This is a genomic window from Streptomyces sp. QH1-20, from assembly GCF_041283565.1.
Classification (GTDB): Bacteria; Actinomycetota; Actinomycetes; order Streptomycetales; family Streptomycetaceae; genus Streptomyces; species Streptomyces syringius.
In genome coordinates this window covers 4400095-4412720 of the sequence record NZ_CP166299.1, presented here as the reverse complement: position 1 = coordinate 4412720, position 12626 = coordinate 4400095, and the positions used below count along the sequence as shown (strand labels likewise).

Here is a 12626-nt window from a genome sequence, read left to right as displayed (position 1 = left end):
TGCGCGCCAGGGGACCGGGCCGGGCCCGGTCCCCTGGCGGCCGTCGTGACTACACCGGCATCGTCACTGCCTCGCGCACCGCCGGCTCCCGCTCCTTGCCCCGGTCGGACCAGGTCCCCAGGGCGATCTCGGCGGTGATGCCGGGGCCGAAGCCCGCGATGATGCCCCGGGCGTCGTGGTCGGCGCCGCCGTCCTCGAAGAGCCGGTCGAGGGCGTCGAAGATGACCGCGCTGGCGATATTGCCGCGCTCGGTCAGCGTGGCCCGGCTGTAGCGGAACATCGTCGGCTCCAGGTCCAGGATCTTGCACAGGTCGTCCAGGATCCGCGGCCCGCCCGCGTGCACGATGTAGAAGTCCAGCCCGGAGACGTCCCAGTCGTAGGGCGCCGCCATGTCCCGCATCGCGGGGGCGAGCATGGACATCGTGCCGGGCACGCGCTTGTCCAGCAGGAAGTGGAAGCCGGTGTCCCGGACCCCGTAGGAGATCCACTCCTCGGTGTCGGGCACGAGGTGCGAGCCGTTGCACTCCAGGCTCACTCCCGTGCCGCCACGGCCGCGCACCACGGCGGCGGCGATACCGTCCCCGAAGAGCCCGTTCGACAGCAGCGTCCCGACCGCGAGGTCCGTCGGCTGATAGCAGAGCGAGCAGAACTCACAGCAGACGATCAGCACGTTCGCCTCGGGATAGGCGATGCAGAAGTCATGGGCGCGGTTGATGGCCGCCCCGCCGGCGGCACAGCCCAGCTGGGCGATGGGCAGCTGGCGGGTGTCGCTGCGGAAGTCCATGTTGTTGATGAGCCAGGCGGTCATCGACGGCATCATGAAGCCGGTGCACGAGACGTACGCGATCATGTCGATGTCGCGGACGTCGAGCTCGGCGTTGGCCAAAGCCCGTCGGACGACCTCGGGGACGCGCGCCTTCGCCTCCTCCTCGTAGAGGGCGTTGCGCGCGGTGAACCCCGGATGTTTCAGGGTTTCCTCGATCGGCTGCACGAGATGGCGGGTTTGCACGCCGGTATTGCCGATGAGTCTGAGGGCGAGATCGAGCTGGGGGTGCCCCGCGTGCAGCGTACGGGCCAGCTCCAGGGTCTCGTCCCTGGTGATCACATGCTCCGGAACGGCGATGGCCGGTCTGCAGAGGGTTGCCACGGAGATCCTCCTACCAGGCGACCGGCGGGGTGAGCGTGAGCGGACGACGCCGGATCGATACGGGAATCCACTGCACCTCCCCCACCGGCACGACCAGCCGCGGTTCAGGGGAACGGGTGAGCGGTGTGTCACCGGCGACCTGACGGGGCGGGGAGAAAGGGGTGCGCACGACGTCCGTAATGGTCATCGCAGTACTCCCCTCACGCCCAGGGCCCCGCCGATGGCGCGCCAGCCTATTTCTGACCATCCCGCAATGAACGCCGCGCCACACATGAGAAGCCGCAGTTCACCCGGATAGTGGATTTTTCGGAAAGGTTCGAGCAGGGAGCGCCAGATCGTCGTACGAAGTGCTGTGCGATGCGGGGCGGCGGGGCCGCGCGATTGCGGCGTCTCAGCCGCTCCCGACCGCTCCCGGCGGAATCCGCGCGCCCCCGCTTGCGCCCGCCTACGCCCGCGCGAGGAACCGGTCGATGTCCGCGGCCTCCGCCGCGACCCCGTCCTCGACCCCGGCGGACAGTGCGCCGAACGGGCTGACCATCACCCCGGCCGACCCCTTCACACCACAGCTCCAGGTGCCGACGGCCCAGCCGTCGACGACGATGGACGCACGGATCTGCCCACCGCCGGGCCACACCTGCCCCTCGTGCGCGGCCGGCACGGACAGCTCCCTGCTGCGGTACGCGGTCAGGTAGTTGTCGTAGGCGGGCAGCAGCCGCACGTCGCCTTCCTCGGCAGCGTCCTCGCCTTCCGCGTCGGGCCGGTCGGACGTGGCCGCCGCCCAGGCGCGCTTGGCCGCCGACAGCGGCAGGCCGGACCAGGTGGCGAAGTCCTGGGCCTCGGACGGCCCGTGCCCCGCGCGGTAGCGGCGGGCCAGTTCGACGACGGCGGCCTCGCCCTCCCAGGGCTGCCGCCCGTCGGCGGGCAGCCACGCGTCGAGCAGCGCGAAGCGGGCCTTGGCGGCCGGGCCGTCACCCTCCGGGCCGTAACAGATCTGCCCGGCGAGGGCGGAGCGGCGGATGAGGTGGAAGGCCGCCTGCCCTTGCGTGGGGACGCCGATCGTCGCGAGCCGCTCGGTGAGTTCGGCCCGGGTGAGCGGGCCGTCGGCGGCGATCGCGAGACCGATGAGACGCTCGGCGCGGGCGCACAGCTTGGGATCGAGGCCGAGTTCACGCAGTCGCCGTTCCCCCGACCGGAGGAACACCGGACCGAGGAGATCCAGCAGCCAACGCACGTCGGAGGCGGCGACGAGGTGCAGCGTGCCGCGCATGAACCAGCCGCGCACCGCCGCCCGGTCCTCCACCGCCCACCGCACGTCCCCGGCGGTCAGCCCGGTGGACCGGGCCCGCACCCCGAGCGCGTCCGACGCCGGGTCCTGGGCCTGCACACCGACGACCCGCTCCAGCACTTCGACCACACCGCCGCAGCGGACACCACCCCCGATGGCCTGGGCTCGGGCTCGCTGCGCGCGGATGTGTCGCTGTTCTGCCACGACTCGGCAGACTAGACCGGATCGCGCCCAACCCCTACGCACCCGGCACTACGGAGGGATAACCTCCGTTACTGTCACGCCCTGTACCTGTATGGATTCGCACCCGGACGACCGACCGAGCGAGGACGACAGCCATGAGCAACGAGAGCACGCAGAGCGGCCGGAACACGACGGCCGCCGCGAACGCCGCGAACGCCGCTGAAGCGGCCCGCCGCTATTACGACACCGGTGACGTCGACGCCTTCTACGACGCGGTCTGGGGCGGCGAGGACATCCACACCGGCATCTACGCCCATGAGCACGAACCGGTGGCGAAGGCCTCCCGGCGCACGGTCGAGAAGGCGGCCGACAAGGTCGCCGACCGCCTGGGCCCGGGCAGGACGGTGCTGGACCTGGGCTCCGGGTACGGCGGCCCCACCCGCTACCTGGCGGAACGCTTCAGGGGCCAGGTCGTGGCCCTCAACATCAGCGAGAGCCAGAACGAGCGCCACCGGCGGACCAACGCCGAGCACGGCCTCGACAACCTCATCCAGGTCGTCACCGGCTCCTTCCAGGACATCCCGTTCCCCGATGCCCACTTCGACGTCGTGTGGTCCCAGGAAGCCTTCTGCCACAGCGGCGACCGCGAAACGCTCCTCCGGGAGGCCACCCGCGTCCTCAAGCCGGGTGGCGACCTGGTGTTCACGGACATCATGGCGACGGATGACACCCCTGCGGAGGCACTGCGCCCTGTCGTGGCCCGCCTGGAGGTGGCCGCCCTCGCGACTCCGTCCTTCTACCGCGAGCAGCTTCTCAAACTCGGTTTGCGGGAGGTCGAGTTCGACGACCGGAGTGAGCAGTTGCTCACCCACTATCTCCGTCTGACCGAAGAGACCAGCCGCCGGGCGGCGGAGCTCCAGGACGTGATCAGCCCCGCGTACGTGAAGAGCCTCCTGGAGAACCTGCCCCTCTGGGTCGACGCCTGCCGGAACAACCACCTCCGCTGGGGCATCTTCCACGCACACCGCCCGGAGGCGTGAGGCCGCCGCCCGGCAACTGGACTTAGAGAGCTACTGGATCAGCCGCCGTGACGACGTACCGGGCTGTTTCCGCGTCACTGCCGACGCGCCGCAGCCCGGCCTTCTCCAGTACCCGGACCGAGGCCGGGTTCGCCAGCTCCACGTTGGCGTACACGGTGTCCACGCCGGGCGCGGCCAGAACGAACCCCGCCAGCGCCCGGGTGGCCTCGGCGGCGTAACCGCGCCCCCGCCGGGACGGCACGATCCCGTACCCGACCTCGATGGCCCGATCGGTGGGCGGCCAGAACAGCCCTATGGCACCGACCACCAGGCCGGTCTCGCGCTCGACGATCTGCCGCTGGCCGTACGTCTCCGGCAGGCATTCCGGGTGCTCGGACATGAAGCCGGCGATGCCACGGTCGCCCTCGGCGGGGAAATCCTCCGCCCAGTGAAGAAGCCGACGGTCGTCGAGGACGGCGGACAACTCATCGGTGGACCACTGCCGCAGTACGAGGCGCTCGGTGGTCAGGTCAGTACCGGTCAGTGAGAAAGAGAAAGACACGCGACACTCCTGTTGGGTTCAAGGGCATGCTGATGAAGGGCGTCGGCGCCAGCCATATTCATCAACCTCCCTTGCCGCAGCAGTGATCACGCACTTCACGTGTGGTCGGAGCCTAGCAAGACCCCCAGTTCGAACCACACGGTTTTTCCGATGCCGTAAGCCCGGGGATGCACGTCCCAGGCATCCGCCAGCGATGCCACCAGCACCAGACCACGGCCGTCCTCGTCGTCCCGCGCAGCGAGCTTCAGACGGGGCAGGTCGCGGCTCGCATCGGACACCTCGACGCGCAGCCTGTCTGCGAGCAGCACACAGCGCGTACCGATCACTCTGCCAGGAGGCACGCGCGCGTGGACGCAGGCATTCGTCATCAGCTCGCTGAGCAGCAACACAGCCGTCCATGTCGTCTCGTCCGGGATTCCCCACAAACGGGACTGCTCCCGCAGGAGCACCCGGGAATGCCCGACGCTGCGCGGCGTGCGCGGCAGCAGCCATTCGGTGTCCTTCGGTGTGACGGTACGGGCGGTCGGTGGCACGGCCATGGGTGAGGGTTCCTTGCTGTCTCACTCGGGAGCGGGAGAGTTCTGCGGTATTGGCTCAACCCTCCTGGCCTCGCATTAACGTCGTGCAGTAGCGACTTAGGTACGGACGGTTGTGTACCTGATCGCCTACCTGGAAGGGCGGGGTGCCAATGACTGGCGAGACCTCTCAGCCACCGACGGCGTGGCGATACTGCGGAAATCAGATCAAGCTCTGGCGGACGCAGGCTGGGATCAGCCGCGAGGAGCTCGGTAAGGAAGCGGGGTACGAGTACGAGAGCGTGAAGTCGATGGAGCAGGGTCGGCGACGGCCGACGGTGAGGCTGCTCGAGGTCGCGGATGAGATGTGCGGGGCGCGGGGGTTGCTGCTCGCGGCGCGCGACTACTTGCAGCCGGAGAGAGTCCTCTCCCACACCCAGGACTACATGCAGTACGAGGCCGAGGCGATCGCCTACAGCGGGTACCACCCTCTGCTCATACCGGGCCTGCTTCAGACCGAGCAGACGATGCGGGCACTATTCAACTGCCACTGGCCACCTGTGGACGACGAGACCGTCGAACAGCGGGTAGCGCAACGTCAGGAGCGCCAGTTGAAGCTGGCCACACCGACCAAAACGTTCGACTTCATCATCGGCGAATCCGCCGTGCGGAACACGCTCGACGACCGCGCGTCACACAAACGTCAGCTGCGTCATCTTCTTGAGGTGAGCGAGCGGCGCAATGTGACCATCCTGGTCATGCCGACCGAGGGCGCCCATCCTGGGCTGAACGGCTCGCTCGTCCTACTGGAGACACCAGAGCACGAGCGTCTCGCCTATGAGGAGGCCCAGCGAACGAAAACCCTGTACGCAGACCCGCAGAGAGTCAGCACCGCCTCCAAGACTTACGCCTTGATCGCCGCGAGATCGCTTCGCACCGAGGAGTCGGTGCGCTTCATCGCAAAGGTCGCGGAAGAGATCTGAGCGCCGAGCCGGCACGGCTTGAGTCCCGCTACACCAGCGCCCATGCCCTCCACGTCCGCGACTCCAAGCACATGGACGGGCCCCAACTCTGCGTCAACGCCGCCCCCTGGGCGGCGTTCGTCGTTTACGCCTCGGGTCACTGATCCCGACGCTTGAGCGTCGGGATTCGGGGGTCGGGTCCCGAGCTCCCTATGTATGGAATGGGTGGTGGGTGATAACCCACCCACCCTCCCAACTGCCGTCCCCACACGCACGGATGACAATTCGTGACCGAGTCGCCACGGCGCGCTGTCGCCGTGTAGCGTCCCCCACAACAAGGCAACCCCCGCCGGTGCTAGCGACACCGAACGGGGGTTTGACCACCAAGATCTCGTAGGGGTCTCAATGGCTACTGCCAACCTTATCGGCGATCCGCGCCCGCCCGCCATGGCGTCACCCGGTTACGGCAAACGTTCCGCACCGGACCAAGCACCCCGTCGACGCGACGACTTCGCACATCTGCCCGAACGCGAAGCGTGCATCGCCTCGTACATCGACCGGTTGCCGGACGGCGCCGCCATCGACACGAAGACCCTCGCGGCTACTCTGCCCGCCTACGGCCAGCAGGCCGTACGGTCCGGTCTCAACGCCCTCTCGCACGCGGGACACCTGCGGCGGGTGCGGGAGCAGGTCGGCGAGGGGCGTACGCAGTGGGTGTTCCGTACGTACTTCTCGCGCACCGCGCGCGGTGACGCCTGGTGGGCGTGCTTCCTGGCGGGCGACGTACCGGACGACGTACCGGATCACGTCGTCGATTCGCCCGTAGCGGCGGCACCGCGCCCGGCGGCCGAGGTTCACCCGGACGAGGGACCGCCGCCGCGCCCGGCGCGGACCGCGCGAGCGGCTCGCTCGGACGCTTACGAGGCCCTCGCCGCCCTCAGCCACGCCGACGCCCGCCTGTCGCTCTCGGCTGCCGAATGTGCCGCCTTGGAGGAACTCGCCGCCGAGTGGCTGGCGCGCGGGGTGACGCCGTCGGACTTCGCGCGGATCCTCACAGCCGGTCTGCCGGACGTCGTCCACTCACCGGGCGCGCTGACCCGCAAACGGCTGATCGACAAGCTCCCGCCCGAACCGGTCCGCACCCCACAGGCCGCAGCCCCGACCCCGCCCCGCCGCCTCATGGAATGCACCGGCTGCCGCACCCCGGGCCGCCCGGAGGCCCTGCCGGGCGGCCTCTGCCGCCCCTGCCGTGGTGACCTGACCGATGACCTGCTCGGCCCTGACGAGGCCGAGATCCACGCCCGGGTCGAGCGGCTGCGCGCGACCCTCCGCACGCGCGAAAGGAGAACGACATGATCACCGTGCAGGACGCGCCGCCCGATGTCGGGGCACCATTGGCCGAGCCATCCCGGACGGCTGTCTCGCGCCCGAGGACCACTTCGTGGGCCAAGGGAAATGGGCCAGTCCCGAAGGTGTACTGATGACCGTCGAGGTCACATCGCACGACCCGGACACCGAACGCCGGGACCGCAGGGAGAAGCGGGACGGATACGCCGCAGCGGACATCCCGATCTACCTCCTCGTCGACCGTGACGCCTGCGAAGTCGTCGTCTACAGCCAGCCGGAAGCGGGCAAGTACCGGAACCGGCGGACCTATCCGTACGGCGAAGCCGCGAAGGTTCCCGAACCTGTCGGGATCAACCTGGATTCCGACAGGTTCAAGAACTACGCCCGCTGACCGGGCGGCCTCGGTGCCCGAGCACGGATCAGCCGCGCACCCCGGGCTCGGCCCCCTCGTCCACTTAACCCCGCAACAACTCCGCCGCGATGAACGAGAGTTCCAACGCCTGGCTCCGGTTCAAGCGCGGGTCGCAGGCCGTCTCGTAGCGGTCCGGCAGGTTGCCCTCCAGGACCTCCGACGTGGTGCCGCCCAGGCACTCCGTGACGTCCTCGCCGGTGAGCTCCAGGTGCACGCCGCCCGGGTGCGTGCCCGCCGTGCGGTGGACTTCGATGAAACCGCGCAGTTCGTCGACGATGTCGTCGAAACGTCGCGTTTTCAGGCCGCCGGCACCGGCGATCGTGTTGCCGTGCATCGGGTCGCAGATCCACAGCACCGGGTAGCCCGCGTCCCGGACCGCGCGCACCAGCGGCGGCAGGGCCTCGCGGATGCGGCCCGCGCCCATGCGGGTGATGAGCGTGAGGCGGCCGGGGTCACGGGTCGGGTCGAGGCGGCGGCAGAGGGCGAGGAGTTCCTCGGGCTCCATGGTCGGGCCGACCTTCACACCGACCGGGTTGTCGATGCCTGCGGCGAATTCGACGTGCGCGCCGTCCAGTTGGCGGGTGCGCTCGCCGATCCACACCATGTGGGCCGAGGCGTCGTGCCAGGCCGATCCGCTGTGGTCCCAGCGCGTCAGGGCCTGCTCGTAGGGAAGGATCAGGGCTTCGTGCGAGGTGAAGAAGTCGAAGCCGTGCTGCTCCGGCGCGGCGGACTGCGCGCCGGGGCGCGAGGCGAGGTAGCGCAGGACGTGGTCCATGTCGTCGAGCAGGGCGGCGTGGCGCGGGTCGGCGGCGGACGCCGCGAGGTGCTCGCGGTTCCAGGCGTGCACCTCGTCCAGCGTCGCGAAGCCGTCCGCGGTGAACATGCGCAGCAGGTTCAGGCTGGAAGCGGACCGGTAGTAGGCGTACAGCAGGCGGTCGGGGTCGGGGCGGCGGGCCTCGGGCGTGGGTGCGCTGCCGTTGACCATCTCGCCGCGGTAGCTGGGCAGGAGCAGGGGGCCGTTCGGGCCGTCGACGGGCTCGACCGGGTTGGAGCGCGGTTTGGCCATCTGGCCGGCGATGCGGCCCACCTTGACCACGGGCAGGCCGCTGCCGAAGGCGAGGACGGTGGACATCTGGAGGATGACCTTGACCTTGTTGTACACGGCGTCGGCGTGGAAGGAGCCGGTGGACTCCGCGCAGTCACCGGCCTGGAGGAGAAAGCCGTCGCCCAGGGCGGCCGCGCCGAGGGCGGCGCGTAACCGGGCGCTCTCCGCCGCGCTGACCAGCGGCGGGAGGAGGGCGAGCTGATCGATGACGGTGTCGAGGGCGGCGGTGTCGGGCCATTCGGGTTGCTGGGCGGCGGGGTGTTCCTGCCAGGAGCCGGGGTTCCAGCCGTCCTGGGGGGTGGGGGTGGACGGGGTGCCGAAAGGGTTCGATACGAAAGTGAACGCGGTCATGTTCCGGTATCCGTTTCCTGTGGGGCAGTTGCCATGTCCGTGGACCCGACCTGCCGTCAGCGTTTCCGGCCGGTGCCGCGCGACACGATCGTCATACGGACGGTGACGACGAGCTCCCCGTCCGCGTCGATCAGATCGCCGCGCACCCCGAGGATGTCGCTGCCGCCCAGTGATTTGGCCGACTCGACGGTGGTGACGACGGAGATCCGGTCGCCCGCCCGCACCGGGCGGGTGTAGCTGAAGTGCTGGTCGCTGTGGACCACACGGCTGTAGTCGAGGCCCAGCTCGGGGTCCTTGACGACTTGGTCGGAGGCCCGGTGGGCAATGGTGAAGGCGAAGGTGGGCGGGGCGATCACGTCGTCGTGGCCGAGGGCACGGGCGGCAGCGGGATCGGTGTAGGCGGGGTGGGTGTCGCCCACGGCCTCGGCGAACTCGCGGATCTTCTCGCGGCTCACCTCGTACGGGGCCGTGGGCGGGTAGGCGCGGCCGGCGAAGGCCGGGTCCAGGGGCATGTCAGGCCCTCCGGTGGTCGAGGTGGGTCTGTGGGGTGACCCCGGACAGCGGGGCGACCTTGACCAGTGGTGTGGCCGCGGCCAGCGGGGTCGCGGCGGCCAGCCACTCGGCCTGCCAGGCGGCGGCCAGCCGGGGCGCGCCGGGCCTGATGTCGGACCCCACCCAGGAGGTGACCGGGCGGATGCCGTGCAGCGCGTTGGTGAACCACGCCTCGCGGCCGGCCAGGTCGGCCGGCACCGCGCGGCGCAGGCGCACCGGGATGCCCCGCTCGGCGGCCAGACTCAGCACCCAGCCGCTGGTGACGCCGGGCAGGACGCGCAGCGTGGGGTCGACGGCGCAGAGCGCGTCGCCGTCCCACCACAGGAGGTTGGCGGTGGCGCCCTCCAGGACCAGGCCGGAGGGGGTGGTCAGCAGTGCCTCGTTCGCCCCGGCCACGATCGCGGCGGCCCGCAGCTCGCCGAGGTGGTCCAGGTCGGGGCCCTTGCGGCGGGGCAGCGTCCGCTGATCGCTCCGCCCGGAGATCCACACCTGCACGGTGGTCGTGCGGGCGGGGGCGGGGCGGAGGCGGAACTGGAGCCGTGCCCCGGCTCCGTCCGCCACCAGCTCCGCCCTGGGGAACCACTCCCCCGTGGAGGGCAGCCTGCTCAGCGCCGCGTCCCAGAACGCGTCCACCTCCCCGGCGGACGGGCCGCCGGCCTCGGCGCAGGCGGCCGCGAACCGCCGCCGGTGGTCCTCGACGGAACGGGCCGCACCGTCCTGGACGAGCCAGGAGTCGGCGGCCAGCAGCCGGGTGGCGACGGGGGTCCTCTCCTCCGTCAGCCCCGAGGGCCCGGCCACGAATACGGTCGGCGTCGCTGTCGTGGTCATCGCAGGCCGGGCGTCTCGAGTGCGCGCTCGGGGAAGGTCGCCCCGAGCAGCCGCAGGATCGGGGTGGCCTTGACGGCGGTCTCCTCGTACTCCTCCTCGGGGTCGGAGAGCGCGGTGATCGCGCCGCCGACGCCGTAGCGGACCCGGTCGGGGGTGATGACGGTGGTGCGGATGGCGATGCTGAGGTCGGCGGCGCCGTTGAGGGAGAAGTAGCCGATCGCGCCGGAGTAGACGCCGCGCGGCCCCGCCTCCAGCTCGTCGATGATCTGCATGGTGCGGATCTTGGGGGCGCCGGTCATCGAGCCGCCGGGGAAGGCGTTGCGTACGCAGTCCACCGCCGAGCTGTCGGCCTTGAGCCGGGCGCGGACGGTGCTGACGAGCTGGTGCACGGTCGCGTAGCTCTCGATGTCGAACATCTTGTGCACCGAGACCGAGCCGACCTCCGCGCACCGGCCGAGGTCGTTGCGGACCAGGTCGACGATCATGAGGTTCTCGGCGCGGTCCTTCTCGCTGGCCCGCAGGTCCTCGGTCAGGGCCCGGTCCTCGGCGGGTGTGACGCCGCGCGGGCGGGTGCCCTTGATGGGCTTGGACTCGGCGACCTTGTGCCGGTCGATGCGCAGGAACCGCTCGGGCGAGGTGCTCAGCACGGACAGCGCGCCGAAGTTCAGCAGCGCGGCGAAGGGCGCCGGGGACGTGCGGCGCAGGAATCGGTAGCTGTCCCAGGGGTCGATCGAGCCCTCGGCGTCGATCATGTTGGTGAGGCAGACCTCGTAGGTCTCGCCGGCGTTGATCGCCTCGTGGCAGGCGCCGATCAGATCGAGGTAGGCGCGCCGGTCGTGCCGCAGGCTCACCTCCAGCGACGCGCCCGGCTCGGCCGCCGTGGCGTCGGCGCTCAGCCCCTTGAGGCGGCCCAGCCGCTCGGCGGTGGCGTCCAGCCAGGTACGGGCCTGGGTGTCGTCGTCGGCGGGGGCGAGGGCGAGGAGGTGGGTGGTGGAGGTGGCGTGGTCGAAGACCACCGCGCGGTCGGCGAAGATCAGGGCGCCGTCGGGGTTGGGCGAGGAGTGCGCGGCACTGCCGCCGCACTCGGCCTTCAGCTCGTAGCCCAGGTAACCGACCCAGCCGAGGGCGAACTCGAAGGGCAGCTCGGGGACGTCGACGTGCCGTGCGCGCAGATCGGCGTCCAGCCAGTCCAGGAACGGGGTGTTCAGGACCTCGGTGGTGCCGTCGGACTTCTGCCGGGTCACGGTGCAGTTCCCGACGTCGGCGAGCACCACCTCGGCCAGCGGGCCGGTGGCATCGCCCATGACGGAGAACCGGCCGAGCCGGTCGTCGGGGCGGCTGCTGTCGAGCCAGTAGGCGTGCGGGGCGGCCCGGAAGAGGTGGTCGTAGGCCACCTCGGGGTCCCACTGGGTGGGCAGGGCGACGGTGTGCACCCGCAGACGCGGCGCGGGTGCGGCCTCCGGGGCCGGGGCGACGGTCGCGGTGGTGTGCCCCAGGGGTGCGGCCGGCTGGACGCCGCGGCGCCCCGGGCGGCCGTGGCGCTCGGACAACTGCGCGAAGTTGGCGAGCAGTTGATGGCCGTGCTCGGTGCATATGGACTCGGGGTGGAACTGCACCCCCCACTGCGGGCGGGTGCGGTGCCGCAGCCCCATCAGGATGCCGTCCGGCGTCCAGGCCGTCGCCTCCAGCTCGTCGGGCAGGGCGCTGACGGCCAGCGAGTGGTAGCGCACCACCTCGAACGGCGAGGGCAGCCCGGCGAACAGGTCCGTACCGTCGTGGAGCACCGGCGAGGACCTGCCGTGCCGGGGCTCGGGCGCCCGCTCCACCGTGCCGCCGTGCACATGGGCCAGGCCCTGGTGCCCCAAGCAGACGCCGAGCAGCGGGACTTCGGAGTCACGGATGATGTCGCGGCAGATCCCGAAGTCCCCCTCCCGCTCGGGGGTGCCCGGCCCCGGGGAGATGATGACGCTGTCGAACTCCGCCAGGTGCTCAGGCCGCCAGAGCGGATCGTCGTTGGTGACCACGACGGGCTCGTAACCCGTGGCCTGCGCCACGTAGTGGGCAAGGTTGTAGGTGAACGAATCGTAATTGTCCACGATGAGCGTACGCATGCAAGGACTCTCCCTGGATGAATCAGCGGGCCGAATCAAGGCCAAAACATCAATGGCGGAGCCGACCTTCGGCCGACTATTCCCGGCGCAGAAAATAATTCACACGAAATTAACGACGGCGACCGTGGCGACGAATGGGACGGGCGCACGGAAGACGACCATCCGGTGAAGTGACGGACCACGACCAAATGACTCTCGGGAAGATCACATCCAGGAGAAAAGAGAAGCCGTACATTCCGCTTCGACG

Annotated in this window: 14 protein-coding genes; 5 read left to right on the top strand and 9 right to left on the bottom strand. The window is 70.3% G+C overall.

All coding sequences use genetic code 11. The features are described from left to right. Positions 1-49: 49 nt before the first annotated feature. The 3 genes from AB8O64_RS20005 to AB8O64_RS19995 form a co-directional block, all read right to left on the bottom strand. Positions 50-1147, bottom strand: coding sequence for a type III polyketide synthase (locus AB8O64_RS20005; protein ID WP_356451475.1), 1098 nt, complete (start codon positions 1145-1147; stop codon positions 50-52). A 10-nt stretch (positions 1148-1157) separates the two neighbouring features. Continuing rightward, on the bottom strand, positions 1158-1334 hold the full coding sequence (locus AB8O64_RS20000; protein WP_356451473.1) for a hypothetical protein: 177 nt from the start codon (positions 1332-1334) through the stop codon (positions 1158-1160). 258 nt (positions 1335-1592) lie between these two features. Continuing rightward, positions 1593-2636, bottom strand: coding sequence for a winged helix DNA-binding domain-containing protein (locus AB8O64_RS19995; RefSeq protein WP_370420420.1), 1044 nt, complete (start codon positions 2634-2636; stop codon positions 1593-1595). Positions 2637-2770: 134 nt separating this feature from the next. Between AB8O64_RS19995 and AB8O64_RS19990 the strand changes: the two genes are divergently transcribed. Next, positions 2771-3655 (top strand): cyclopropane-fatty-acyl-phospholipid synthase family protein, encoded by an 885-nt coding sequence (locus AB8O64_RS19990; RefSeq protein WP_370420419.1) that lies wholly within the window; start codon positions 2771-2773, stop codon positions 3653-3655. A 22-nt stretch (positions 3656-3677) separates the two neighbouring features. On the opposite strand, the gene AB8O64_RS19985 is transcribed toward AB8O64_RS19990, so the two are convergent. Continuing rightward, entirely contained in the window at positions 3678-4196 is a 519-nt protein-coding gene (locus AB8O64_RS19985) for a GNAT family N-acetyltransferase (protein ID WP_370420418.1), read from the bottom strand. 95 nt (positions 4197-4291) lie between these two features. After that, positions 4292-4735, bottom strand: a complete 444-nt coding sequence (locus AB8O64_RS19980; protein WP_370420417.1) for an ATP-binding protein — start codon at positions 4733-4735, stop codon at positions 4292-4294. 149 nt (positions 4736-4884) lie between these two features. Here AB8O64_RS19980 and AB8O64_RS19975 point away from each other — a divergent pair, with 149 nt between their 5' ends. The 4 genes from AB8O64_RS19975 to AB8O64_RS19960 all read left to right on the top strand — a co-directional run bounded on the left by AB8O64_RS19975 (position 4885) and on the right by AB8O64_RS19960 (position 7411). Next, positions 4885-5694: a Scr1 family TA system antitoxin-like transcriptional regulator gene (locus AB8O64_RS19975; protein ID WP_370420415.1), complete on the top strand. Its 810-nt coding sequence runs from the start codon at positions 4885-4887 to the stop codon at positions 5692-5694. Continuing rightward, complete coding sequence (locus AB8O64_RS19970; RefSeq protein ID WP_370423907.1) at positions 5637-5837, top strand: DUF397 domain-containing protein; 201 nt, start codon at positions 5637-5639, stop codon at positions 5835-5837. The genes AB8O64_RS19975 and AB8O64_RS19970 overlap by 58 nt, the downstream gene beginning before the upstream one ends. A gap of 241 nt (positions 5838-6078) precedes the next feature. Continuing rightward, on the top strand, positions 6079-7029 hold the full coding sequence (locus tag AB8O64_RS19965; RefSeq protein WP_370420413.1) for a hypothetical protein: 951 nt from the start codon (positions 6079-6081) through the stop codon (positions 7027-7029). Further along, entirely contained in the window at positions 6938-7411 is a 474-nt protein-coding gene (locus AB8O64_RS19960; protein ID WP_370420412.1) for a Uma2 family endonuclease, read from the top strand. Before AB8O64_RS19965 ends, AB8O64_RS19960 begins: the two co-directional genes overlap by 92 nt. A gap of 64 nt (positions 7412-7475) precedes the next feature. Here AB8O64_RS19960 and AB8O64_RS19955 read toward each other — a convergent pair whose 3' ends face one another. Genes AB8O64_RS19955 through pabB form a run of 4 tightly spaced genes read right to left on the bottom strand, consistent with a single transcriptional unit; the run spans position 7476 to position 12379 of the window. After that, positions 7476-8888 carry a class II 3-deoxy-7-phosphoheptulonate synthase gene (locus tag AB8O64_RS19955; protein ID WP_370420411.1) on the bottom strand — a complete coding sequence of 471 codons (1413 nt, stop codon included), beginning with the start codon at positions 8886-8888 and terminating at the stop codon, positions 7476-7478. Positions 8889-8944: 56 nt separating this feature from the next. Next, positions 8945-9400, bottom strand: coding sequence for a MaoC family dehydratase N-terminal domain-containing protein (locus tag AB8O64_RS19950; protein ID WP_370420409.1), 456 nt, complete (start codon positions 9398-9400; stop codon positions 8945-8947). A gap of 1 nt (position 9401) precedes the next feature. After that, positions 9402-10268, bottom strand: coding sequence for an aminotransferase class IV (locus AB8O64_RS19945; RefSeq protein WP_370420408.1), 867 nt, complete (start codon positions 10266-10268; stop codon positions 9402-9404). Further along, complete coding sequence (gene pabB, locus AB8O64_RS19940) at positions 10265-12379, bottom strand: aminodeoxychorismate synthase component I (protein WP_370420407.1); 2115 nt, start codon at positions 12377-12379, stop codon at positions 10265-10267. The genes AB8O64_RS19945 and pabB overlap by 4 nt, the downstream gene beginning before the upstream one ends. Positions 12380-12626 lie beyond the last annotated feature (247 nt).